This is a genomic window from Thermodesulforhabdaceae bacterium, from assembly GCA_037482015.1.
Lineage (GTDB): Bacteria > Desulfobacterota > Syntrophobacteria > Syntrophobacterales > Thermodesulforhabdaceae > JAOACS01.
On the sequence record JBBFKT010000005.1, the window covers coordinates 148,116 to 171,307 of the forward strand.

Sequence of the window (23,192 nt, forward strand, 5' to 3'; positions counted from 1 at the left end):
CAGAACGCAGAAGAATCATCTTCGGTGTGACAAACATACATACAGACTGCTTCTGGCGCTGTGCCGCTTCTCCAAAAACCTCTGCAACTGCGCTCTCTACCCGGCTTTGTAGTGAATGCCGATATAAATGGAGCCGTGAATATTCTGGCGAAGGTATCTGGCGAGTCTCCCGCGAGGGAGATAGCCAGTAATGGGCGAGTGAGCCGCCCGGTGAGAATAAGGGTTCTCAACCAGACTTCTCACGAAGCATCCACATCTAAGGGTGGATGGTAGTTCACACAGTCCACGATATACAGAGTTCGTTTGACAGGGGCGATGAGAGATAAATATGGACGGTGGTTCGGCTTAGCCCCAATTCCCCAGCCAGAACTGCTGAAGTTTCCCCCTTGCACACTCCTCGCAAGAGTAGAAATGAGCTGATCCGGGCTGGCGCGAGACATTCGGGGGCTAAAAAGCGACGTTAGCTTTAAATTTTTCATTGAGACTAAGGCTGGTATGATATATGGTCATACCGGAGGTGATGAAAATGCCAACTTCAAAAATTACGATTACAATTGATAATAATTTGTTAAGAGAAATTGATTTGCTTGTGAAATCTAATTTATTTCCAAATAGAAGTAGGGCAATTCAAGAAGCCATAGTCGATAAACTCAAAAGATTAAAAAAGACCCGATTGTCACGAGAATGTGCTAAACTTGATCCTGATTTTGAACAGGATATGGCAGAAGAAGGATTTTCAGTGGAGATAGATGAATGGCCAGGATATTGAGAGGAGATATTTGCTGGGCTGATTTAAATCCTGTAATAGGCGCTGAGCAGGGCGGTCTTCGCCCTGTTCTTATTTTAAGTCATGACATTTTTAATGAAAGATCAGGTACTGTTATAGCAATGGCAATAACAAGCCAGGAACAAAAAGCAGGATTTCCTTTAACTTTTGAACTCTCCAAGACAAGGTTACCTAAAAGGTCCTGGGTTAAAATAAGCCAGATTCGAACGTTATCGATAAAAAGGATAAGGGGAAAAATTACAAGAGTTTCTCCTGAAGAACTTGACATGATTATTGATGGATTGAATGAAATAATTGGTGGTTAACAAAAACCATGAACCTGATCGTTGTCCCACTGAGACTTCATAGCGGAAGGCTAGTTCATACCTTAAAGATTGCCGATATTGGCTGTGGCACTGGGGCTTCTACATTGGAAGCCTAAAAATTTTCCTTTTTAGCCGTAAGCTAAGTTATTGATTTTATGGTGCGCCCGGCAGGATTCGAACCTGCGACCTACGGATTCGTAGTCCGGCACTCTATCCAGCTGAGCTACGGGCGCACGTTGGATTTGAAATGAAAAGGTATTTTTCTCTTACACTAAGATTGGCAAATGATCAAGACAAAAACCTAGTGCAATGTTGCAAGAAGCGTAGGATGACATATCTGGTGAGTTCGAATACACAGGCTAATTGATTGTATATGCGAGGATGCGATTGTGTTATAAGAGAAAGGCACAGTATCGATGTGTCACTACAAGAGCAACTATGATGAACTAAGTTGAGAAAGGGTTTTTGCGATGATAACTTTTCTTGATTATGGAGCTGGTAACGTCAGAAGCGTTGTTAATGCTCTAATCAAACTGGGCGAAACGGTTCATTTTGTTGAAAAACCCGAGGACATTCTCAAAGCAGAAAAGCTTGTATTTCCCGGGGTTGGATCCTTCGGGGAAATGATGCGAGTGCTTCAACGTAAGGGCTTTGATGAAGCTCTTAGAGCCTACATCCTTTCGGGACGCCCCTTTCTGGGTATCTGCCTTGGCTTGCAGGCTCTATTTGAAGAAAGCGAAGAATCCCCAGGAGTGCCTGGCCTGGGAATATTCAAAGGTATTGTGCGAAGACTAAGAACATCTCTTTCAATACCTCATATAGGCTGGAATGGCGTTAAGGCTCGCAAGCCTTCCAGAATTTTCAATGGATTAAATGGACTGGAAAAGTTCTACTTTGTTCATTCCTACTGCGTGGATCCTCAAGATCCCGGTCTTATTCTTACCACTACGAACTACGGCGAAGAAGAATTCGTTAGCGCAGTAGAATGGGGCAATCTCGTGGCAACTCAGTTTCATCCTGAAAAAAGCGGTTCCATAGGCTTAAAAATCTTAGAAAATTTTCTTTACGGTGATCGGTTGGTGCCGTGTCTCCCGTCAAGGATTCCAGAGCGAACGGTTCTTGCCAAACGTATCATCGCTTGCCTCGATGTTAGAGCCAATGACGAAGGGGAGCTTGTTGTTACCAAAGGTGATCAATACGATGTGAGAGATCCCGAAAAGAGGGAAGTGAGAAATCTTGGTAACCCTGTGGATCTTGCTCACCGATACTACGAAGAAGGAGCCGACGAGATTACTTTTCTCAACATAACAGGCTTTCGTGATTTCCCGCTTCTCGATATGCCCATGCTTGAAGTGCTCAAGGAAACATCACGCCACGTTTTCGTGCCCCTTACAATAGGTGGTGGCATAAGAGATTACGTTGACAGACTGGGACGAGAATATTCGGCTCTGGATGTGGCTTCCGAGTATTTTCGATCAGGAGCCGACAAGGTATCCATCGGAAGCGATGCTGTGCTTATTGTGGAAGATGTGCTCAGGCGGGGGCCATCGGGGAAGAGTTCCATCGAGCAGATTTCCCGAGTTTATGGGAGTCAGGCGGTGGTTATTTCAATTGACCCGCGACGTGTATATGTGTCCCGCCCCGAAGATGTTCCACACGTTGTCATTCCTACAGAAATCCCCGGGCCAAACGGTGAACGCTACTGCTGGTATCAGTGCACAATAAAAGGCGGGCGAGAAGGTAGAAATGTTGATGCGGTGACTCTTGCAAAAGTTTGTGAGAGCCTGGGGGCTGGTGAAATTCTACTTAACTGTATAGATCGAGACGGAACTAACAAGGGATTCGACATTGAACTTATGCAGGCTGTTTCTAATGCCGTTTCCATACCTGTTATCGCATCCAGTGGAGCAGGCTGTGCAGAGCATTTCCTGGAAGTTTTTTTGAAAACCGATGTCGAGGCGGCTCTCGCAGCCGGTATCTTTCACAGGCGAGAAGTAACCATTCCCGAAGTTAAGGCTTTCCTTAAAGGGCGTGTTGAGGTGAGGGGGGCATGAAGGCTTACATAATACGTCGGTTCCTTCAGGTGATTCCAACTTTTATCGGTATAACCTTTATCACTTTCATCATCATTCAACTGGCTCCAGGAAACCCAATCTTAATGAAGCTTCAGATGAAAGGTGAGGGACAGCTTGCCGATACAGCCACCACAAAACAGATAATAGAAGAAACCAAGAAACTTTACGGACTCGATAAGCCCGTTCCCGTTCAGTATCTCATGTGGGTAAAACGGGTGCTAACCTTCGACTTTGGTTATTCCTACAAGGATCATCGCAAAGTGTGGGATAAAATCAAAGAGCGCCTTCCCGTTACTCTTCAGCTTAACATTTTATCCATTCTGCTGGTTTATGTAATAGCTATTCCCGCTGGAGTATATTCCGCAGTCAAGTCGGAAACTTTCTGGGATAGGATTTTAACTATCGGGTTCTTTATTTTGTATTCTCTCCCGAGCTTCTGGGTTGCTGTGATGCTTATTATGCTCTTTGGTGGTGGAGAATACTGGGATATCTTCCCTGTGTATGGCATTTCTTCTTTAGGAGCAGAGCAGTATCCTTTCCTTAAATGGCTTGCCGACCGGATATGGCATCTGGTGTTGCCTGTCTTTTGTCTTAGCTATGGGGGATGGGCATACCTTTCACGGCTTATGAAGGCTGAGCTTCTGGAAGTGATTCGGGAAGACTACATACGAACTGCAAGAGCAAAAGGACTTGAAGAGAGAATTGTCATTATGAAGCACGCCTTAAGGAATGCTCTTCTTCCCCTTATTACTCTCCTGGCTTATTTGCTTCCGTCTCTTTTTGGTGGAAGTGTCATAATTGAAAGCATCTTCTCTATTCCTGGCATGGGGCAACTCGGCTTTGAAGCGGTTCTTTCTCGAGACTATCCCGTTATAATGGCTCTTACGACCATATCGGCACTTCTTACTCTTGTTGGGCTTATACTTTCGGATATTTTATACGCAGTCTTTGATCCGAGAATAAAGCTTCAGTGATTTTGACAAGGGAAATAGAGGCATGACATCGGTTCGGCGATCCTATTGGGGAACAGTATGGTTGCGGTTTCGCCGCAATCGCATTGCTATGGTTGGTCTGGTCGTGGCTATCTTTTTCTGGATCGTAGCTATTTTTGCGCCCCTTCTTGCCAACGATAGACCATTAGTGGCTTATTTGAACGGATCTCTGTCTTTTCCGGTCTTTACTTCAAAAAACAGTGGGAATCCTCAGTCTTCAACCTATGAGGATTGGCGAAGGTTACGCAAAAATAAAGGGCTTTCTCCTTTCCAGAGGGATAAATCGGGTTGGGTTATATGGCCCATCGTTCCTTATTCCCCCACGGAGCACGATCTTATGGAAATTCTTTCTCCCCCCAGCAGCAAACACTGGTTTGGGACGGATGATAGAGGGCGGGACGTCTTAAGCCGCATGATCTATGGGGCTAGAGTTTCCCTCTCTGTGGGCGTTGTGGCTGTGGGGATTGCTACAATTATCGGGATAGTGCTGGGAGGACTTGCTGGTTACTTTGGAAGGTGGGTTGATGCCTGTATCAACCGGCTTATAGAGATTCTTTTAACCATACCCACTTTCTTTCTCATCATTGCTATTATCGCCTTTCTTCCCCCGAGTATCTACAACATCATGGTTGTGATTGGGCTTACGGGTTGGACAGGGATTGCTCGCTTTGTGAGAGCGGAATTTCTTAAGTTGAAAGCGATGGATTTTGTGCTTGCTCTGAAGGCTTTAGGAGCAAGTCCCGCAAGGATTATCTTTGTTCACATGCTTCCCAATGCTATGGCACCGGTGCTTGTGGCTGTGGTTTTCGGCGTAGCTGGTGCTATATTAACCGAGTCAGGTTTGAGTTTTCTCGGGTTTGGTGTGCCTCCACCAACACCTAGCTGGGGGGATATTCTAAGCCAGAGTCGCGATTACGTCGAATTTGCATGGTGGCTTACGGTCTTTCCAGGAGCGGCGATATTTTTAACTATAACCGCTTACAACATAATTGGAGAAGGGCTCCGGAACGCCATGGACCCAAGGTTGATGTAAAATCACGAAACAGAGGATAGGAAATGCTTCCATACACAGATCCCGGGGAAGATAAACAGTTTCTCACGGTCAGTGAATTAACAAGGCAGATTAAGCGCCTGCTGGAAGGGGAATTTGCCGTATGCTGGGTTGTGGGAGAAATTTCCAACCTGAGGGAACCATCGTCAGGGCACCTGTATTTTTCTCTTAAAGACAGTGATGCTCAGATTAGAGCGGTCTGTTTTCGAGGTAGCCGTCTGGCTCTTCGGTTTAAACCCGTAGATGGTCTTGAAGTGCTCTGCTTCGGGCGTATCAGCGTCTATGAACCCCGGGGTGAATACCAGATGATTGTTGAGTATATGGAGCCTCGAGGCATCGGGGCTCTGAAGATGCTCTTTGAACAGCTCCGCAAGAAACTTGCTGCCGAGGGGCTTTTTGACCCAGCCAAGAAAAAAGCTCTCCCTGTTTGCCCTCAGAAAGTGCTGGTAATTACCTCCGCAACAGGAGCAGCTATACGGGATATTCTGGCTGTGCTGCGTCATGCGCCTTTTCCAACCGAAATTACCATAATTCCCGTTCAGGTTCAGGGAGATAAGGCACCGGAAGAGATAGTGGAAGCAATCCGTATGGCTAATGCTTTGCAAAGTCAGAACCAGTGGGATGTTGCTATAATCGGGCGAGGTGGAGGAAGTATAGAAGATCTCTGGGCTTTTAATGAGGAAGAAGTAGTAAGAGCCATAGCGGGATCAAAAATTCCCACAATATCAGCAGTTGGGCACGAGATAGATGTAACTTTATCGGACTATGCTGCAGATTATAGAGCCCCAACTCCCACCGCAGCGGCAAAATGGGTGGTGGATCAGCAGGAAAGCGTCAAACGAAATCTGGAAACTTACGTTTCCTGTCTTAAAAAGGCGATTACGGATCTAATGTTTCGTTCCCAGCAAACATTGGATTTCCTCAGGGAGCGTCTGAAAAGTCCTGAACGGATAGTGGAAGAACGTATAGACAGGCTGAGAAGCTGGCGAGATCGAATAATAACCACAATGGATTACAGAATAGCATCCACCCTTGGTCATATCAGTGTTCTTCACAGTCGCCTTGCTTCTGTTAAGCTGATACGGGATGTTCCGCTCATGAGGCAGCAACTCGAGCATCAAAAAAGTTTTCTTTTGAAGGCTGTATGTGATGTTTTGAGAGAATATGAAGAAAAGCATCGCAGGCACCTGCTGGCAATGGATGCGTTGAGTCCCTATAAAGTGCTTGACCGTGGTTATGCCATCGTGACCAGATTATCCGACGGGAAAATTGTGAAAAAGGCGGATGATGCACCGGTAGGAGAGATGCTCAAAATAATGGTGGCTGAGGGAATGCTTTTCTGTGAAGTGAGGGCTCACGGCTCTAAGGAGTAGATACGCGCATTCCCGTTTATATCCCTATTCGGTGTAAAAACCCCATGACAGCTTATTTGTTCTTTATGAATAGACAGAAAAAACCAAAGGATAAGCTATGGCGGCAGAAAAAAGAAAAAAAGAAATTACCATTGAAGAGGCGATGGGAAAGATTGAAAGTATTGTTCGTCAACTCGAAGATGGAAACCTCCCTCTGGAAGAAGCTATAAAAGTTTTTGCAGAAGGGATGGAACTTATCGAATGGTGTCAGAAAAAGCTTGACGAAGTTCAGGCAAAAGTTCAGAAAATTCTTCGAGAGGATAGAAGCCGGAGCTTAAGGATAGAACCTTTTGAAGAAGAGGGGGAGTAAGTAAGATAGTGATGGACTTTGATCTTAAAGCCTATGTGGCAGAAAAGCGAGAGATTATAGATAGAGCGCTTGATAATTATCTCCCCCCGATTAGTGGGATGGAAGGGCGAGTGGTGGAAGCGGCTAGATATAGCCTGTTTGCGGGTGGGAAACGACTCCGGCCTATCCTCTGCATAGCGGCTCACGATGCCTGCGGTGGATCTTCAAAGGCTCTTTTACCGGTCGCCTGCGCACTTGAAATGATCCACACCTATTCCCTGATACATGATGATCTTCCCGCAATGGATAACGACGATTTTAGGCGAGGAAAGCCAACCAACCATAAAGTTTTTGGAGAAGCGGTGGCTATACTCGCAGGGGATCTTTTGTTGACATACGCCTTTGAATTGATGGCGGAGCACGGTTTGCAGGATTCTTCCAGGGCTTTGATGCGGGTAATACATCTTATTGCTATGGCTTCCGGCTTTAAAGGCATGATCGGTGGACAAATGATTGATCTTGCCTGTGAAGGGCAGGAAGTTGATATGGCAACGGTTGAATACATGCACGTGAAGAAAACGGGTGCACTTATTACGGCTTCAGTCCAGGCTGGAGCTATTCTTGCTGGGGCTTCAGAGACAGATCTTGATAAAATGAGCCGTTACGGACGTCATCTGGGGCTGGCTTTTCAAATTACCGACGATTTGCTGGATGTCACAGGTAGCTTTGATGAAATGGGAAAAACTCCTGGATCCGATGATCGTAAAGGAAAGCGAACTTACCCGTTTTTAATTGGGGTTGAAGAAAGCCGCAGAATTGCCAGGGAACACGTGGAGCAAGCTCTGTCTGCTATTTCTGGATATAATGCCAAAGCAGATCCACTGAGGGCTATCGCTTTTTATGTTTTAAATCGAAATAAGTAAGAATAAACCTGGAACTTGCATTTACCAGGGATGCAAGCATGCACCCTTACGAAATCGGGAATGGGGATAAAGTATGAAGCATTGAGTTACTTTTCCCAGCTCCTGATCCCCAATTCCTGAATGTATTATAATGGAGGACGGCATTGGAGAGAGGAAAAATACTGGATAGAGTCAATGGCCCTGAGGATTTGAAAAAACTGTCCCTTATAGAACTTCAGGCGCTTGCTGATGAAATAAGGAATTACATTATAGATGTTGTGTCTAAAAACGGAGGACATCTTGCACCTAATTTGGGAGTTGTAGAACTTTCTATCGCTGTTCACTATATTTTTAAGTCTCCGGAAGATCGCATAGTGTGGGATGTAGGGCACCAGAGTTATACTCATAAGATTCTTACGGATAGAAAAGACCTTTTCCCAACAATTCGAACTTACGGCGGAATTTCCGGTTTTCCCAAGAGAGAAGAAAGCCCTCATGATGCCTTCGGAACGGGTCATTCCAGCACATCCATTTCGTCGGCACTAGGTATAAGCGTTGCTAAATCTATCAAGGGCTGTAAACGTAGAGTGATCGCCGTAATAGGCGATGGCAGTATGACCGGCGGTATGGCTTTTGAAGCCTTGAACCATGCGGGTGATCTCGGTAAAGATCTTATCGTAATCTTAAACGACAACGAAATGTCCATTTCTCCTAACGTGGGTGCTCTTTCTTCCTTCCTCAGCAGAAAGCTTTCAAGCCGTATGGCGGTGCAGCTCAAGAAGAATGTTGAACAAATGATGAAAGCTATACCCGGTGTGGGACCCAATATAATTCAGCTTTTGAAAAAGAGCGAAGATTCTCTGATCGCTTTCTTTACTCCCGGACTTCTTTTCCAGGCACTGAAGTTTCATTACATAGGACCCATAAAGGGACATCGGATTGACCTTCTCATTGAAGCCCTTCAAAGCGCCAAGGAGGTTTCTGGTCCCGTTCTCGTGCATGTGCTTACCCAGAAGGGAAGGGGATATAGACCTGCCGAGTCTAACCCGACCCATTTTCACGGCGTTGGACCTTTTAAGGTTGAAACTGGCGAAAGCTGCCCCTCTGGTTCCTGTGCTCCATCCTATACTTCTGTATTTGGTAAGACCATCGTGAAGCTTGCCGAAAAGGATCCCAGAATTGTTGCTATTACAGCGGCGATGCGGGAGGGAACCGGACTTGACCTATTTGCAGAACTCTACCCCGATCGGTTTTTTGATGTGGGGATAGCGGAACAGCATGCAGTAACCTTCGCCGCAGGACTTGCAGTGGAAGGCTTTAGACCTGTGGTTGCGATCTATTCCACATTCTTACAGAGAGCCTTTGATCAGGTTATTCACGACGTAGCATTGCAAAAGCTTCCCGTAGTTTTTGCGATGGATCGGGGTGGACTGGTTGGGGAAGATGGTCCTACTCATCATGGAGCCTTTGATCTCTCCTATCTCCGTCACATTCCTGGAATGGTTCTCATGGCTCCCAAGGATGAAAACGAACTTCAACACATGCTTGCTACAGCGATAAAACATGAAGGACCTATTGCTCTTCGTTATCCAAGAGGAAGTGGAGTTGGTGTTCCAATGGATGAAGAATATCGGACATTAGAAATAGGCAAAGGAGAATTGCTTCGGGAAGGTTCTGACATGGTATTGTTTGCAATAGGTGCTACGGTTTATCCTGCTCTCAAAGCGGCTGAAATGATTGAAGAGAAGGGAATTAGCGCCGCGGTTATCAACGCTCGCTTTGTTAAACCCCTGGATGTGGATCTTTTGATGGAATGGGCAAAAAAAACCGGTGTGGTGGTAACGGTTGAGGAAAATGCCCTCCAGGGTGGATTCGGCAGTGCCGTGCTGGAAATGTTTGAAGAACAGGGATTTTTCCCGGCTCGAATTAAACGATTGGGACTTCCTGATAGATTTATCCCTCATGGCAGTCAGGCTCAATTAAGGCGCCTTGTTGGAATTGACGCAGAAAGTATAGCTCAGGCTGCAGAAAGTCTTGTCCGTGGTATAGGCACTCATGGCTCGGTTCTCAGAGCGGTTGGATAAAGTGATGGTTGAAAGGGGTCTTGCTGAAAGCCGAAGTCGAGCTCAAGCTATGATCCTAGAGGGAGTGGTTTATGTTGATGGGGTTCTGTGCACAAAAGCCGGTAAAGAAGTTAAGCCAGACAGCGTAATAGAAGTTCGTAAAGATTTTCTGCCCTATGTCAGCCGGGGAGGCATAAAGCTTTCTCACGCTATAGAAACATTTCAAATTCCCGTAACGGGCAAGGTCTGTATGGACGTGGGGGCATCAACGGGTGGTTTTACCGACTGTCTTCTCCAGAAAGGAGCAAAGCGAGTATATGCCGTTGATGTAGGTTATGGTCAGCTTGCATGGAAGCTACGCCAGGATCCAAGGGTGGTTGTTCTGGAAAGACAAAATATTCGCTATCTTCCAAAGGAACTTGTGCCTGAACCGATTGAACTCGTAACCATTGATACATCTTTTATATCGCTCAGGCTCGTAATTCCGGCAATTATACCCTTCCTTGATAATAACTCCTGGCTTATAGCTTTGATAAAACCTCAGTTTGAAGCGGGGCGTGATAAGGTAGGAAAGGGAGGCATAGTAAGGGACGAAAAAGTTCACCAGGAAGTGTGTGATATCATTTCTGATTTCGTGAAGTCTTTTGGATTCAATGTTGAGGGCGTGGTTGAGTCCCCAATAAGAGGGCAAAAAGGTAATAGAGAATTTATTATTGCGGGATTGCGATCTGTTGAATGATAAATTTCTGGTAAAATATTGCTTGCGAAGGCAAGTTTTATCTTGCGTTGGCAGTGATCGTATGTATAATTAAGGCGTAAAGCGTGGTCGGGGCTATCTATTTATAATCACTAAAGTTTTAGGAGGAAAGCGATGACGAAGACTGAACTTGTAGGCAAGATGGCGGAAAAGGCAGGTATTAGCAAGGCTGCTGCGGAGAAGGCACTTAAGGCTTTTATGGATTCCGTTCAGGAAGCCTTGTCCAAGGGAGACAAGATTGCTCTCGTTGGGTTTGGCACTTTCAGTGTTGCTGAACGTGCCGCAAGAGAGGGAAGAAATCCCAAAACCGGCGAAAAGATCACAATTCAAGCCTGCAAAGTAGTCAAATTTAAACCCGGAAACGATCTCAAGAAGGTGGTTAAGTAGCGATTTTTATTCGCTATACAGGTTCGCCTTCGCCCGCGCCATCTCTCTTTTCATATTCTTTATAATCTGGACAGAAATTTAAGGGGCATGGCATTGCCGTGTCCCTCTTTTATTTTTCATTGAACATTTTTCAAATGTAATATGTGATCCCTTCCTGATTAAAGCAATCTCTTTAATGTGGAGTTCTTTACCAGATTGGCTTTCAACAATGAGTTTTCTTACGGCTTCGATGTTAGCGTAGCTAATCCCGTAACAGGTAGATCTTAAACGCTGAAAAATATACCTTATAAAACGGCGCTGAAGGGCAGTGTGAAGTAGAGTAAACCTGTCGGCACGAATAACTATTTTCCCTTCCTGCTCCTCAAGACAGATCTCCGGTAAAATCCTGTTTATCTCTCGTTCCCAGTAATCGTTTTCCTGAGATGCCAGGTCAGTGAAGCGATTAAGGATTTTAGTTATAGGTCGTTTGAAAATATCTTCTGCTAGCGGAATAAGTTCCATGCGAACTCTGTTTCTTTGAAAGCATGGGCTTGAGTTGGAAGAGTCTTCAACGAAAGTGAGTTCCCGCTCTCTTAAGTATTCAAGGATTTCTTTTCGAGAAAGGCACAGAAGGGGTCTAATAATGTTTCTATCCTTTTCCAGGGGACGCATTCCTTCAAGCCCCTCAAAACCCGTGCCCCGAAAAAGTCTTAATAAAAGTTCTTCAGCCTGATCGTCACCGTGGTGAGCAAGAGCGATGCTGTGAGCCTGAAGCCGTTTTCTCGCCCGTTCGAAGGCTTCGTGACGGCAGAGCCTTGCGCCCATCTCCAGAGATACTCCCATGCGGCGACAGGTGGAAAAGACATCAACTCTTTCAGTCAAAACATCTTCAATCCCTGCCTTTTTCATAGTCTGGACAACAAATTCCTCTTCCGAATCGGATTCGGGTCTGATACCGTGGTTGACATGAATGACGGAATATCTGGAAACTTCAAGTAGCCTTTTAAGTCTTAACAGAATGTAAGCCATTGCTATAGAGTCAGGTCCACCGGAGACTCCAAGCAAAATATGTTCCCCCGGGGATATGAGCCGGTAAAATCTTATGAAACGATAAACCTCGCTTTCGGCGGGATGAAGGCTTTTTTGATGCTGGTTCTGGTTGTTCATTTGGGCGATAAGCGGGAGCGTGTTCCCACGCCCCGACTCTGCTGTGAATTCAATACAGGGGCGACTCTTACCTGTCGCCCCCGCGCAGTTTATTCTGTGGCACTAACTGGTGAAGAACTTCCCCCGGGATGTAGCGGCGCAATAGCTCTGGTTGCGTCCCTGGTAGTTTCTTTTCCGGATTTTTTATTTTGACTTGCCGCAATGTCAGGTATGGCTTTCTTCCACTTTTTGCCCTGCACGAGAAGCTTTCCTTCATGGTTCAGAACGGTGTTGTCTTCCAGGATGATCAATCCAAAGCGTTCAGCCATCTCACTTCTGAAGCGGTATTCCATGGATTTTTTCCGCAGTTTGTAGTTCAGTATAATCAGAGTCATGGCAAAGATAGAGATAAGTGCAAGTATTCCCACTATGAAGATCAGACTTATTTTTACGGTTTTTTCGCCGATAGTTCCGATGACGGTAAGGATTGTATCGAGGTTATAAAGCGCCACAACTCCAAGTCCCAGTAGAAGCAAAAGCCCCAGGAACGGGACATGTTGAAGCTGTTTGACCATCCTGGTAAGTCTCGGGTGTTTTGTAGCAATTTCCGTCTGTGCGTTATTATGTGTATCGGCAGCGTTTTGATCTGGCTCTCTATCAATCATGTATCGGTTGAAAGCGGCGATGATAACCCCGATAATGAAAGTAATAAGAATCGGCGAAAGAAAAGCTATCGTGAAGTAGGCTCGCCACGGAAAGGGAATATCAGCCGCGGCACCGGTTCTATCAACAGTTTCCGAACCGAGTTGATAGATCCAGCATCCAACAAAAATAAGCAGTTCAAGCCATCCCAAGAAGTAGAGATATTTCCTGAAAAGCTCCTTGCGTTCCTCGGCATTAAAAAGGTCCGAAAATTTTTCTATAATCTTTTTTTCCTGGGTCATGCCATGTAGCCTCCTTCATCCATGTTGGGATTGTAAAGCTCCTGGGTAATCATCTTCTTAATAAGTGATAGTTACATCCGTCAACCACAGCTCACACTTAAATCATATACCGGCTTTGCTCCTAAGGTCGAGCATTCCGTGTTTAGAATACATCTGCCGAGAATACGTAAATTTGCACATCGTTTGACTTCCAGGCATCGGGAGGAAGCCCCGCCTTTCGACATGTCCATTCCAGAAAGGTTTCCCGACTCCATCCGTATTCAGCGGCAACCTGAGGCAGTAACAATCCACTGTAAAAACTCTTTCTCACAACAAGCCCGTGTTTTCCGATCTCTATGTCCGATATGTCCTTAAGAGGTTCAAGCGGAGTAAGCACGGATATCTCGATGTCGATAAACGGAAACTCTTCGGCATTTAGCGGTGGAAAGCGCGGATCGTGGAATGCAGCCTGAATCGCCATGTCTCTAACGGTTTCCCACAGAGGACGATGTCCCTCTACGTAGCCGATGCAACCTCTCAGTTGCTTGTTCTTATGAATTGTTACAAAGGCACCTCGCTTTTCAGCAAGTTTACCACCAGGTCTTGTGATGCTCGGAAGGCTCTTCCCTTCAAGTTTTGCCTTTATAGTGTTGTACGCAAGTTCCTTAAGAATTCGCTTTTCATCTTCAGAAAGTCCTAGGTCCACTCCGACCTTTTTCCCATGACCGGGGTTGTCAACAAAGGCGGCGGCTAGATATCCAACTACTGCCGATCTGTCGCCCGTTACATCTGCAGAGGTAGCATATTTCAAGACCATGGATTTTGTTGCTCCAAGCTCTTTACAGGCAATCATTACAGTCACCATAGGACCTGCGCCGCAGGCTTCCCCCAGCCCTTTTTTGATGTCTTCAAAAAGCCCCGCAGGATCAAAGGAAGTGATACGGTCTGCAATTCTCCTGTCCAGCTCGTGAGCTTCTTTTTCTGAGTGATAATGTGAAAGATCTGTGCTGGCTATAAGGAGCACATCATCCTTGTTTTTCAGGACCTTAGCGAGAGCTTTCCCGAGAACCTCAGCGGTTTCATATGTCTGAATTCCCATCACGATTGGAGTAAGAAGAAAGTTATTTTCCAGTATAACCTGAAGGAAAGGAAGCTGGATTTCCAGAGAGTGTTCCCTTGCATGAGCTTCGGGAAGGTCCTTTATTATAGGGGAAGTTTTCAAAAGTTCTTCCGCTATTTCTCGATCGAGCGGCACGACACCAAGCGGTGTTTCATATCCTCCGGGTGTATATACGCTGGCTCCCTGAAAGTAGGCATGATGACTTGGTGCTACAATAACAATTCGCCGACGTGGGCTTGTTTCTAAGAGCTTGTAGGCATAAGCAGCGACCCATCCTGAATAGATATAACCGGCATGAGGAACTATCAGTCCTTTGAGAACGCCCTTTGGCACTTCGACAGAAGCTCTATCCAGGTATCTTCTTATTTCTTTTTTCAATGTTTCGGGATGTCCTGGATACCATGTGCCTGCAATAATTGATTTTCTTACGCGTTCCATGGGTTGCATTCCCTGCAATATGCTCTAATTTTTCCTATCCCCTGGAAGGTTCTAAGGGGGTTAAAAATCCAAAGAGCCTGTTTAACCATTTCCAAGATAGGAAAAACCTTTTTTATAGTCTAGTTTTTTCTTGCTTGCCGAATCCGAAGGACGCAAAAAATTTTTTTCTTCCTGTTGATCCAGGTCCGAATTTTTTCTGTCCCGTAAGGATTCTTAAGCTTTTAAGATGTGGCGGCTTTCGGGGATATTCTTTCTCGCTTCCATTCTTCCATAGCCGGAATGACATCGTCGTGCCATTTGCTTTCAAAACGAACTGTGAGGAATTCTCGATAGAGAGATTCGACGGTGTGTCGGATTTCTTCTATAAAAAACATACGTTCCAGGAATCGTCCTTCTGGATCTTCGTCTCTGGAACGGGATGGCTGGGATGGAGTTTTAACATTTTTCATAGTCCAGAGAGAAACATCCAGAGTGAAATAATACTCATCGTCGCCTTTTTGAAGGATCCATTGAGCCTCTTCCAGCATTTTGCCTTCCAGAAGGGCTGTGTGAGCTTCCTTCAGGTTGTGGCTTTGAGTTGTGCATATAATGCGTTCACGCCCGTCATCCGGGCGGCTCAAAACTATCCTGTCCCCCAGGTATATATTGGAACCGCGCTCTGCCGTATCGGTCTTGAACCACAACCAGGTGAGAAACTCATAGCCGAGAAATCGTCCCTCTTCAAAGGCTCGATGAGAAGATGGAGAGATTAACTGTGATAACTTGTCCTTCAAGCTGTTCGGCAATTCTTCCATGTGAAGTGCTAGCTGGAGATGATAGAGAGGGACCGGGTGGAGCCGAAAGACACGTTCAAAATGTTCAAGGAAGGCTTCTATAAACTTGCTACTTGTCGTGCCGAGAATAAGACGTTTAGTAGCCGTATCCCACACCACTTCAAAGCCTGAAGGGCAGGGGAGAGCCGCCTTTATGAGTTCCTCCTCGACGGCTTCTTTGAGAGCGGTGCGGACCTTTTTTGAAGGAAGGTGTCCCTTTTCTTTTTTATAAGCAAGCAGGGCTTCTTGAAGCCGCTGTTTGATAATCATGGGAGGGACTTTTTTCTGATCGAGGCGAAATTGAAAAGCAAGGTAATTTGCCTTTTGGTAACCGTCAGAAAAGGATGTATCGAAAAGATCTTCCCATGAGACGAAACCTGATGAAGAAATGTTTTCGGGAGTGCAGGGTGTAAAGGTTCCCTTTGAGATATGTTCTGCCACAAATCCCCAGAAATCTTCCGTAACAGGATCGGGAACGAAAAAGAATGTAAGCTGCATCGAACCGGATTTAATGCTCATTGATCCCTCGCTTTAGCTGATTTTAAAAAGTTAACCCAGGATCTGGTTGTGAATTTTGCGCAGGGGACGATTTAGCCAAATCACCCCTGTGCGCTTAAATAGTTTTTTGTTTACTTCTGGGCTTGCTTTTTCTGGGCTTTCAATTGTTCGATTTGTTCGCGAAGAGCCTTAGCCCGTGCTTTAAGGCGCTTTTCACGTCTTTTTCTTCGCCGTTCGATTTCCCGCCTTCTTTCTAGTTTTTTATGTTTTGCCATACTCAATCCTCCCTTGTAGGTTGCTTTTATTGCTTTTGCTGTTTTTTTATGAATTTTAGGGCGTAAACCCACAACATCCCCACTGCAGAACCGTAGCTGCTTGCCTCACTATTAAGCCCAGCCGTGGCAGGCGCACTTTACCGAAATAAAGCGAGATCGTCAATGATGAGGGGAGGGTGTTTTGAAAACTCTTCTTTATTTAGACAGGTAGGTGCATGCTATGCCCCTACCTGTTTATGATGGGTATTTTTTAAAGCCCTAAATTGATTCTTTATTTTCTAGCTACCCCTAGTCTATTTCCAAAAACTGTATATTTAATTCCTTTTTCTTTGCAGAATTTTGTAAACGCTAGGGTCCAATATTCGTTGACATCGTCTGCTAATATCAAACCTCCTTTTTTCACATATGGAAAAACCGTAGAAAGTTCAAACATCACATGCTCGTCTGTGTGAAGGCTGTCGTGTAAAAACATATCTATGGCTCCAATCTTATTCAACAATTCAGGTAGAAGCTCTTTGCTATCTCCAAATTGTAAATGCCACCTATTTCTTAAATATGAAGGGACAAGCCATCCAACTTGGTATCCGGGTGGTATGTGGATATGATATGCTTTACCAATTTTTAGATAAATCTCTAAGTCTGCTCCTGGTAAGTCTATAGATAACAATCGTCCCTTTTTATTAGCATTGAGGGCGAGCAAAACTAAAGCGCTGGTACCCCCAGGTCCAACGCCTGTTTCGATAACAACTTCAGGTTTTAATAATCTTACAAGTGTATATAAAATATGTCCATGGTACTCGAACATCCAACCCCCTAATCGAGGATCTGGGAAATCTTTTCTCGCTTTTTCTATGCTTTCGTTAATCTGTTTATAAAATTCTTCATTAAGCTTTAATTCAAAAAGATACTTCGTTAATATAACTGGATTCAATCTTAATTTCATAGAACCTAGTATAAAATCTTGAACAAAAGATTTAGTGGCTTCAGGATTGATGATCGATTTCAGCAACATTTTCGTTTAACTTCTCCTATTGTTTAGCGAAATTATTATAGCTTCTATAAGTAATTCATTCTGATTTCTAAACTATATATTTTATGGTAAAATTTGTAGAATTGACTTGTATATTTACCTGTATTGCAGAATCATAACATAACCTAGTTTTGCTGGGCTAACCTCTAAGGTTTGTTGTTACCACTTTGTATATTTCAATGGTTTCTTCAGCATATTTGTCCATGTCGAATGACCAGTTGGTTGCTTCCATGAATCTGGGAATTTCCTGTGGATTTTCGATGAAATATTTCATGTATCTTGCGAGTTCTTCCACGTTCCCAGGTTCAAACAGGAATCCATTTACTCCATGTTCCACCGCCTCGGCAATGCCTCCAATACGGCTTGCAATAATTGGAGTTTTCGAGAGTCTTAGCTCGTTTACTACGATGGGTGCGCAATCTTCCCATATTGAAGGTACTATGGCAATATCTATAGAAGAAAGCACTTTTTGAATGTCGGTTGGACTGTATCTTCCCTTAAATTCAACATTGGTGCCGGAAGTGCTTTCTTTCAACTGTGATGTGTAAGTTTCATCTCCTCCGCCGAAAATAAACACAGTGAAGCTATCCTGGTATTTCTTTAGTATTTTTGCGGCTTCAATGATTAAATGAACTCCCTTTGTTCTTAATATGCTTCCCAGGTATCCAAAGACTATTTTGTTAGGTTTTGGATGGAATTGAGGGTTTTTAGGTTTTATACGTAAGAAATTTATGCTGATAGGATGCATTACTTTTGAATTTTTATCTGTCACATCATATTTGTTGTAGATTTTTTTAACCCTTTCACTTGGGAATATTATTGCTTGAGCCATGTTCAGTTCATTTACAAAAAACCGGCGTCTCTCGAGAAACAGGGAAGCTGGTAGTGTTTTAAGTTTAACGGTATTAAGTAATGGATAATGCCATTTATTCAACAGGCTGACCATTTTAATAGCAAGAGGGTCGAGAAATCTTCCGAAAGTTGTATTTCTGAAGTAGCCTCCATAAAATCCATAAATGTATCCAAATCTGTGATTGGTTGTAATAATTATACATGAACGACATTTTTCTCCATCTTGAAAATTGTCACAGACTTTTTGATTTATATCCATCATATCTCTTTGATTGCATAGATACCAGTAGTTGTGAACGCCAACTACAATAGGAATTCGCTTAAGTCTTGCTATAGTAAGAAGAGATCCGGTAAGAGATTCGAGTTCGTGGAAATGTATGACATCGGGTCTTTCAGTTTCAAGCACTTTTATAAATAGTTTTTCAATAGGCTCGCACTGAATATGAAAAGGTGTGGATTCGTATGAACCCACAACGTTTGGTGAGTTAACCACTTCGTATATTCTGGTGTAGGATTTTTGCCATCTTTTTATATATACCGATTTGGTCAGAGGGTTGTATCTTCCACCACAAAAATAAGCATTGTCGCATCCATGTTTATGAAGATATTCCATCAATGTTTCTACATGTATGATGGATCCACCTGCTTTTCTATATTCTATAGTCCACCAGCCTGTGTGAAGAACCTTTAACATGTTGCTATTCCTTTGTTTAATTTCCTGGCATTATTTTGTCATTTCTACCAAGTTTTCCCGTAAAGCCATGCCATATGCCTTTCAAGTAGAAATGTAGGGTATTCAATTTTCCACCCCTTGCTTTCCAAATAAGAAGAAAATAAACGATTCTTCCAATAGTGTCTAACCATTTCCCGCGTCTAGAAAGCAAGTGAACATGGTTTCTAAGTCCGTAGTACTGCTTCCAATCCGGAGCGTCTATCAAAACAATATTTTTCTTCCAAAGAAAATTAGTAATGATCTTCTTCTGAACAGGATGAAATATAATGCTTTCTCGAACATACATAACCTTGTATCCGTTTTCCCACATGCGATGAATATACTCCACATCATCGCCCCAAATGAAATAGTCCTCTCTTGGAAAACCAATAGCATAAACAATGGATTTAGGGATAAACATCCCTATAAGTGGAGCAAAAGGTGCTTCCAGAACACAGTTGGTAGGAATATCAGAAAGAAATACAAAAGTCTTAATTTTGTTTTTGATCCTGATTCCCACTCCCCAGGACAACTCCTGTTTATTTTTATCTGTTGGCAAGGAAACAAGGCATAATCGGAGGGCTGCTCTTTTTATAAGTTCAGACAAAGCGTTTTTAGTTGGTTCAGCGTCGTCATCCATTAGCCAGAAATAGTCCACATCCATTTCCATCCCTTTTTTTAACCCCGCAGCAAATCCACCAGCGCCTCCCATGTTTTCCTCAAGCCTGACATAAATAATTTTTCCCTGTTCTATTTCCTGAGAAAATAGAGATTCAATATGTTCTTTCGTTCCGTCAGTGGATGCATTATCAACCACAATAATGTTCTTTGGAGATACTGTGCCGCTTAATATGGATTTTATACATTTCGTAAGAAGTTCTTTTCGGTTATATGTGGGAACTACCGCACAGACTCGATAGTCTATCAATTTTGCCGTCTCCTTGCTTATTTAATTTCCTGGCATTATTTTATCATTCCTTCCAAGTTTTCCCGTAAGTCCGTGCCAAAGTCCTTTCAAATAGAAATGAAGGGTGTTCAATTTTGCTCCTCGTTCTTTCCAGACTAGAAAAAAACGAACAATGGTTCCGATTGTGTTTATCCATTCCTTACGTCTTGAGACACAATGAATCCAGTTCCTAAGTCCATAATACTGTTTCCAATCAGGAGCATCTACTAAAACAATGTTTTTCCTCCACAGAAAATCAACGACAATCTTTTTTGGAATAGGATGGAACATAGTGCTCTCGCGGACATATATAGCCTTAAATCCATTTTCTCATATGCGATAAAAATATTCTATATCATCACACCAAATAAAATAGTCTGTTCTTGGGAAGCCGATCGTTTTAACAACTTTTTTAGGAATTAAAATTCCTATAAATGGTGCGGCGGGGGCTTCCAGGACGCAGTTGGTAGGGATATCAGTAATAAGTTGATGGAAGATTCTAAACTCATTGTTAATCCTGATTCCTAACGGAAACAGTTCCCCTTTATTTCTATCTGTTGTTATCAAAGGAACAAGACATGTTTCCGGATCTGCTCTTTTTATAAGTTCCAGTAGCGCATCTTCAGTTGGTTCCGAATCGTCGTCCATCAACCAAAAATAGTCCACATCCATTTCCATGCCTTTTTTTAACCCCGCAGCAAATCCACCAGCGCCTCCCATGTTTTCCTCAAGCCTGACATAAACAATCCTTCCCTGTTCTATCTCCTGAGAAAATAGGGATTCTATATGTTCCTTTGTGCCGTCGGTGGAAGCGTTGTCAACCACAATGATGGTTTTAGGGGATACTGTGCCGTTTAGTATGGATTTCAGGCAGTTCGTAAGAAGTTCTTTTCGGTTATATGTAGGGACTACCGCACAGATTCGATCGTCTATCATAATCAAACCCCTTTATTTCTTGTTCTTTTACTATCTTACCGCGGTCTATATAAGCAATGCGGTGTGCTAGTTGTTCGAGCAAAAACTTATCGTGAGAAACTAGTATAATTGTCTTTCCCTGTTGAAGAAGGTCATGAAGAGCATCAATACATTTCTTTCGAAATGATTCGTCCCCAACGGAAAGAATTTCGTCAACGAGCAGTATATCTGCTCCGCTGTGGACAGCTACCGCCATACCGAGTTTTAGATGCATACCAGAGGAGTATTTCTTTACAGGGGTGTCAATGAACTGCCCTAGCTCGGAAAAGGCAATAATGTCGTCGAGTTTATTTTTGATTTCTTTGATGCTCATTCCGATAATCGTGCCGTTTACAAAGATATTTTCTCGCCCGGTAAGATCGGGATGAAAGCCTGCTCCAACTTCGATAAGTGGAGCCACCTTGCCGAATATTTCGATAGATCCCCTGGTGGGATAGGTGACCGATGCGATCAGTTTAAGTATAGTGGATTTACCGACTCCATTTGGTCCGTAAAGCCCTACGCATTCACCCTTTTCAACTTCCAGGGTTATGCCCTGAAGAGCCCAGAATTCATCTTTTTTAAGAGCGTTTTCATTTCTCCGGAAGAAGTGCATGATGTCTTCTCGCAAAGAACGGTGAAACACTTCCCGGAGTGAGTATTTTTTCCACACATCCCGAAGCACCAGAGCAAGTGATTTGTTAAATGACATCGGCAAAGGACCTCTCTATGTGTGTAAAGAAACGATGAACTATAGTAGCCCAGCAGAAAATAATGAAACTTACCATCAGAAACTGCCACCAGACCACATCTCGCCCCTCTACAAGACACCGCCTCATGTTCTCTATTATGAAAGTAAGGGGGTTCAGGAAAAGAAGCAGTTTGAGCTTTATGTTCACCTTGTCAATTGAATACATAACCGGTGATGCGAAAAACCATAGTTGAACAAGAAATCCGGTAGCGGCTTTAACATCGCGGTAATAAACATTAAGTCCGGCGAGAAAAATTGATACTGAGGATGTGAAAATAACCAGAATAGCGAAAAGCGGCAGGAACCAGAGAGCGGTCCATGTTATGGGAATGCGGTAAAAGATTAAAAGTCCTGCAAGACATATGGATGCTATGAAAAAATCCGCAAGTGCTACAACAAGATAAGAGAGAGGAAGAATTTCTCTTGGGAAATAAATCTTTGTTATGAGTCCGTAGTGGTTTGTAAGGCTTGGGATGGCGTGGTTGAGAGAAGAAGCGAAGAATGTCCATGGAAGAGCCCCCGCGTAAAAGAAAACAGGATAGGGTATGTCGGAAATGCGCATGTTCAGTATCAGTGAAAATACGAAGGTAAAGAGTATCATCATGCTTAAGGGTTGAAAGACCGCCCACAGAATTCCAATAACGGACTGCCTGTATCTTATAACAAATTCTCTCCATGCGAAAACCATCAGGAGGTCTCTATATTGCCAAATCCTCTTTATCATAGTGCAACTCGCATCCTTACGCCCAGATTTAACTCGACCTAAAAAGGTTTTGTGCTAGGTGGAACTGGAAGTCAAAGTCATTTTTCCTGTTTCTCTGCTGAACCATCAGCAAGCGTTCTAGCTATTGTTTATGCCTTTAGCGTTCAATAAAAAATCTTCAACACCACCATAAGGGCTGCAATAGTGCTGAACCCAACAGCCATGAAGGTGGTTAGCATAGTAAAACGGGAATTGATGTCTTCAAAGCGTTTGTTTATGTCTTCAAAGCGCCTGTTAAAATCCTCAAAGCGTTTATTCATTATCTCCAGGATCATCTTCTGTCCTTCTTCAAGCCTGGTTAAGCGTTCGAGGATATCGAAATATTTGGCTCTGTCTATACCAAGCTCTTCCTGAAGAATTTCCATCACGATTTTTCTTATTTCTTCTCGACTTATTTCCAAAGTTGCCATCTTAAAGTTCCCTCTTGGAATGGTTGTGACGACCAATTAAAAACTCAATAAAAAATCTTCAGCACCACCATAAGGGCTGCAATAGTGCTGAACCCAACAGCCATGAAGGTGGTCAGCATAGTAAATCGAGAGTTTATGTCTTCAAAGCGTTTATTTATATCTTCGAACCGCTTATTTATATCTTCGAACCGCCTGTTAAAATCTTCAAATCGCCTATTGATGTCCTCGAAGCGTTTATTCATCATTTCAATTATCATTTTTTGGCCTTCTTCCAGTCTAGTTAAGCGCTCGAGGATATCGAAATATTTGGCTCTATCTACGCCAAGTTCTTCCTGAAGGATTTCCATCACGATTTTTCTTATTTCTTCTCGACTTATTTCCACCGTTGCCATCTTAAAGTCCCTCTTGGAATGGTTGCGACGACCAATTAAAAACTCAATAAAAAATCTTGGCTCATGTTCAAAAGTAGTGCAACCTAGCTAACTGAGAGATAAAAGCAGGGGAGATTCGTTTCAAGTTGATCCGAAACTCACACATCGCCACATAACCGGCCAGGTACTTTT

Annotated in this window: 26 protein-coding genes and 1 tRNA gene; 11 read left to right on the top strand and 16 right to left on the bottom strand. The window is 43.7% G+C overall.

Annotated elements, in window-relative coordinates; translation table 11 throughout:
- Positions 1-96 precede the first annotated feature (96 nt).
- Positions 97-243, bottom strand: a complete 147-nt coding sequence (locus WHS38_07945) for a hypothetical protein (GenBank protein ID MEJ5300906.1) — start codon at positions 241-243, stop codon at positions 97-99.
- Between the two features lie 283 nt (positions 244-526).
- Between WHS38_07945 and WHS38_07950 the strand changes: the two genes are divergently transcribed.
- Entirely contained in the window at positions 527-769 is a 243-nt protein-coding gene (locus tag WHS38_07950) for a ribbon-helix-helix domain-containing protein (protein MEJ5300907.1), read from the top strand.
- Positions 754-1,092: a type II toxin-antitoxin system PemK/MazF family toxin gene (locus WHS38_07955; GenBank protein MEJ5300908.1), complete on the top strand. Its 339-nt coding sequence runs from the start codon at positions 754-756 to the stop codon at positions 1,090-1,092. Before WHS38_07950 ends, WHS38_07955 begins: the two co-directional genes overlap by 16 nt.
- Positions 1,093-1,248: 156 nt before the next feature.
- Here WHS38_07955 and WHS38_07960 read toward each other — a convergent pair.
- Positions 1,249-1,325, bottom strand: a tRNA-Arg gene (locus WHS38_07960).
- A gap of 237 nt (positions 1,326-1,562) precedes the next feature.
- Between WHS38_07960 and hisF the strand changes: the two genes are divergently transcribed.
- The 9 genes from hisF (at position 1,563) to WHS38_08005 (ending at position 11,020) form a co-directional block, all read left to right on the top strand.
- On the top strand, positions 1,563-3,146 hold the full coding sequence (gene hisF, locus WHS38_07965; GenBank protein MEJ5300909.1) for an imidazole glycerol phosphate synthase subunit HisF: 1,584 nt from the start codon (positions 1,563-1,565) through the stop codon (positions 3,144-3,146).
- A complete protein-coding gene (locus tag WHS38_07970) occupies positions 3,143-4,141 on the top strand; it encodes an ABC transporter permease (protein MEJ5300910.1) in 999 nt (332 codons plus the stop codon). Before hisF ends, WHS38_07970 begins: the two co-directional genes overlap by 4 nt.
- A gap of 22 nt (positions 4,142-4,163) precedes the next feature.
- On the top strand, positions 4,164-5,192 hold the full coding sequence (locus WHS38_07975; protein MEJ5300911.1) for an ABC transporter permease: 1,029 nt from the start codon (positions 4,164-4,166) through the stop codon (positions 5,190-5,192).
- A gap of 23 nt (positions 5,193-5,215) precedes the next feature.
- On the top strand, positions 5,216-6,583 hold the full coding sequence (gene xseA / locus WHS38_07980; protein MEJ5300912.1) for an exodeoxyribonuclease VII large subunit: 1,368 nt from the start codon (positions 5,216-5,218) through the stop codon (positions 6,581-6,583).
- A gap of 97 nt (positions 6,584-6,680) precedes the next feature.
- Positions 6,681-6,932, top strand: a complete 252-nt coding sequence (gene xseB, locus WHS38_07985) for an exodeoxyribonuclease VII small subunit (GenBank protein MEJ5300913.1) — start codon at positions 6,681-6,683, stop codon at positions 6,930-6,932.
- 11 nt (positions 6,933-6,943) lie between these two features.
- Complete coding sequence (locus tag WHS38_07990) at positions 6,944-7,834, top strand: polyprenyl synthetase family protein (protein ID MEJ5300914.1); 891 nt, start codon at positions 6,944-6,946, stop codon at positions 7,832-7,834.
- A 143-nt stretch (positions 7,835-7,977) separates the two neighbouring features.
- On the top strand, positions 7,978-9,897 hold the full coding sequence (dxs, locus tag WHS38_07995; GenBank protein MEJ5300915.1) for a 1-deoxy-D-xylulose-5-phosphate synthase: 1,920 nt from the start codon (positions 7,978-7,980) through the stop codon (positions 9,895-9,897).
- A gap of 4 nt (positions 9,898-9,901) precedes the next feature.
- On the top strand, positions 9,902-10,615 hold the full coding sequence (locus WHS38_08000) for a TlyA family RNA methyltransferase (protein MEJ5300916.1): 714 nt from the start codon (positions 9,902-9,904) through the stop codon (positions 10,613-10,615).
- Between the two features lie 132 nt (positions 10,616-10,747).
- Positions 10,748-11,020 carry an HU family DNA-binding protein gene (locus WHS38_08005; protein ID MEJ5300917.1) on the top strand — a complete coding sequence of 91 codons (273 nt, stop codon included), beginning with the start codon at positions 10,748-10,750 and terminating at the stop codon, positions 11,018-11,020.
- Positions 11,021-11,098: 78 nt separating this feature from the next.
- Here WHS38_08005 and tilS read toward each other — a convergent pair whose 3' ends face one another.
- The 14 genes from tilS to WHS38_08075 form a co-directional block, all read right to left on the bottom strand.
- Positions 11,099-12,166, bottom strand: coding sequence for a tRNA lysidine(34) synthetase TilS (gene tilS, locus WHS38_08010; protein MEJ5300918.1), 1,068 nt, complete (start codon positions 12,164-12,166; stop codon positions 11,099-11,101).
- A gap of 89 nt (positions 12,167-12,255) precedes the next feature.
- Positions 12,256-13,089, bottom strand: coding sequence for a hypothetical protein (locus WHS38_08015; protein ID MEJ5300919.1), 834 nt, complete (start codon positions 13,087-13,089; stop codon positions 12,256-12,258).
- A 142-nt stretch (positions 13,090-13,231) separates the two neighbouring features.
- Entirely contained in the window at positions 13,232-14,626 is a 1,395-nt protein-coding gene (gene amrB, locus WHS38_08020; protein ID MEJ5300920.1) for an AmmeMemoRadiSam system protein B, read from the bottom strand.
- Positions 14,627-14,847: 221 nt separating this feature from the next.
- Positions 14,848-15,957 (bottom strand): recombination-associated protein RdgC, encoded by a 1,110-nt coding sequence (gene rdgC, locus WHS38_08025; protein ID MEJ5300921.1) that lies wholly within the window; start codon positions 15,955-15,957, stop codon positions 14,848-14,850.
- A 110-nt stretch (positions 15,958-16,067) separates the two neighbouring features.
- Positions 16,068-16,211 (bottom strand): hypothetical protein, encoded by a 144-nt coding sequence (locus tag WHS38_08030; protein MEJ5300922.1) that lies wholly within the window; start codon positions 16,209-16,211, stop codon positions 16,068-16,070.
- 271 nt (positions 16,212-16,482) lie between these two features.
- Positions 16,483-17,223 carry a class I SAM-dependent methyltransferase gene (locus WHS38_08035; protein MEJ5300923.1) on the bottom strand — a complete coding sequence of 247 codons (741 nt, stop codon included), beginning with the start codon at positions 17,221-17,223 and terminating at the stop codon, positions 16,483-16,485.
- 157 nt (positions 17,224-17,380) lie between these two features.
- Positions 17,381-18,787, bottom strand: coding sequence for a glycosyltransferase (locus WHS38_08040; protein MEJ5300924.1), 1,407 nt, complete (start codon positions 18,785-18,787; stop codon positions 17,381-17,383).
- Positions 18,788-18,803: 16 nt separating this feature from the next.
- A complete protein-coding gene (locus tag WHS38_08045; protein ID MEJ5300925.1) occupies positions 18,804-19,733 on the bottom strand; it encodes a glycosyltransferase in 930 nt (309 codons plus the stop codon).
- A 21-nt stretch (positions 19,734-19,754) separates the two neighbouring features.
- The gene (locus WHS38_08050) at positions 19,755-20,042 is read right to left on the bottom strand and encodes a hypothetical protein (GenBank protein ID MEJ5300926.1); all 288 of its coding nucleotides are present in this window, start codon (positions 20,040-20,042) and stop codon (positions 19,755-19,757) included.
- A gap of 39 nt (positions 20,043-20,081) precedes the next feature.
- Positions 20,082-20,687, bottom strand: coding sequence for a glycosyltransferase (locus WHS38_08055; GenBank protein ID MEJ5300927.1), 606 nt, complete (start codon positions 20,685-20,687; stop codon positions 20,082-20,084).
- A complete protein-coding gene (locus WHS38_08060; GenBank protein MEJ5300928.1) occupies positions 20,647-21,417 on the bottom strand; it encodes an ABC transporter ATP-binding protein in 771 nt (256 codons plus the stop codon). The genes WHS38_08055 and WHS38_08060 overlap by 41 nt, the downstream gene beginning before the upstream one ends.
- Positions 21,407-22,180, bottom strand: coding sequence for an ABC transporter permease (locus tag WHS38_08065; protein ID MEJ5300929.1), 774 nt, complete (start codon positions 22,178-22,180; stop codon positions 21,407-21,409). Before WHS38_08065 ends, WHS38_08060 begins: the two co-directional genes overlap by 11 nt.
- A 143-nt stretch (positions 22,181-22,323) precedes the next feature.
- Positions 22,324-22,629, bottom strand: coding sequence for a hypothetical protein (locus WHS38_08070; GenBank protein ID MEJ5300930.1), 306 nt, complete (start codon positions 22,627-22,629; stop codon positions 22,324-22,326).
- Positions 22,630-22,673: 44 nt separating this feature from the next.
- A complete protein-coding gene (locus WHS38_08075) occupies positions 22,674-23,021 on the bottom strand; it encodes a hypothetical protein (GenBank protein MEJ5300931.1) in 348 nt (115 codons plus the stop codon).
- Positions 23,022-23,192: the final 171 nt, after the last annotated feature.

Coding starts and splice junctions, on each gene's coding strand:
- WHS38_07950 (MEJ5300907.1), top strand. CDS start 527: ATGCCAACTTCAAAAATTACGATTACAATTGATAATAATTTGTTAAGA.
- WHS38_07955 (MEJ5300908.1), top strand. CDS start 754: ATGGCCAGGATATTGAGAGGAGATATTTGCTGGGCTGATTTAAATCCT.
- hisF (MEJ5300909.1), top strand. CDS start 1,563: ATGATAACTTTTCTTGATTATGGAGCTGGTAACGTCAGAAGCGTTGTT.
- WHS38_07970 (MEJ5300910.1), top strand. CDS start 3,143: ATGAAGGCTTACATAATACGTCGGTTCCTTCAGGTGATTCCAACTTTT.
- WHS38_07975 (MEJ5300911.1), top strand. CDS start 4,164: ATGACATCGGTTCGGCGATCCTATTGGGGAACAGTATGGTTGCGGTTT.
- xseA (MEJ5300912.1), top strand. CDS start 5,216: ATGCTTCCATACACAGATCCCGGGGAAGATAAACAGTTTCTCACGGTC.
- xseB (MEJ5300913.1), top strand. CDS start 6,681: ATGGCGGCAGAAAAAAGAAAAAAAGAAATTACCATTGAAGAGGCGATG.
- WHS38_07990 (MEJ5300914.1), top strand. CDS start 6,944: ATGGACTTTGATCTTAAAGCCTATGTGGCAGAAAAGCGAGAGATTATA.
- WHS38_08000 (MEJ5300916.1), top strand. CDS start 9,902: ATGGTTGAAAGGGGTCTTGCTGAAAGCCGAAGTCGAGCTCAAGCTATG.
- WHS38_08005 (MEJ5300917.1), top strand. CDS start 10,748: ATGACGAAGACTGAACTTGTAGGCAAGATGGCGGAAAAGGCAGGTATT.
- tilS (MEJ5300918.1), bottom strand. CDS start 12,166: ATGAACAACCAGAACCAGCATCAAAAAAGCCTTCATCCCGCCGAAAGC.
- WHS38_08015 (MEJ5300919.1), bottom strand. CDS start 13,089: ATGACCCAGGAAAAAAAGATTATAGAAAAATTTTCGGACCTTTTTAAT.
- amrB (MEJ5300920.1), bottom strand. CDS start 14,626: ATGGAACGCGTAAGAAAATCAATTATTGCAGGCACATGGTATCCAGGA.
- rdgC (MEJ5300921.1), bottom strand. CDS start 15,957: ATGAGCATTAAATCCGGTTCGATGCAGCTTACATTCTTTTTCGTTCCC.
- WHS38_08030 (MEJ5300922.1), bottom strand. CDS start 16,211: ATGGCAAAACATAAAAAACTAGAAAGAAGGCGGGAAATCGAACGGCGA.
- WHS38_08035 (MEJ5300923.1), bottom strand. CDS start 17,223: ATGTTGCTGAAATCGATCATCAATCCTGAAGCCACTAAATCTTTTGTT.
- WHS38_08040 (MEJ5300924.1), bottom strand. CDS start 18,787: ATGTTAAAGGTTCTTCACACAGGCTGGTGGACTATAGAATATAGAAAA.
- WHS38_08050 (MEJ5300926.1), bottom strand. CDS start 20,042: ATGTTCCATCCTATTCCAAAAAAGATTGTCGTTGATTTTCTGTGGAGG.
- WHS38_08055 (MEJ5300927.1), bottom strand. CDS start 20,687: ATGATAGACGATCGAATCTGTGCGGTAGTCCCTACATATAACCGAAAA.
- WHS38_08060 (MEJ5300928.1), bottom strand. CDS start 21,417: ATGTCATTTAACAAATCACTTGCTCTGGTGCTTCGGGATGTGTGGAAA.
- WHS38_08065 (MEJ5300929.1), bottom strand. CDS start 22,180: ATGATAAAGAGGATTTGGCAATATAGAGACCTCCTGATGGTTTTCGCA.
- WHS38_08070 (MEJ5300930.1), bottom strand. CDS start 22,629: ATGGCAACTTTGGAAATAAGTCGAGAAGAAATAAGAAAAATCGTGATG.
- WHS38_08075 (MEJ5300931.1), bottom strand. CDS start 23,021: ATGGCAACGGTGGAAATAAGTCGAGAAGAAATAAGAAAAATCGTGATG.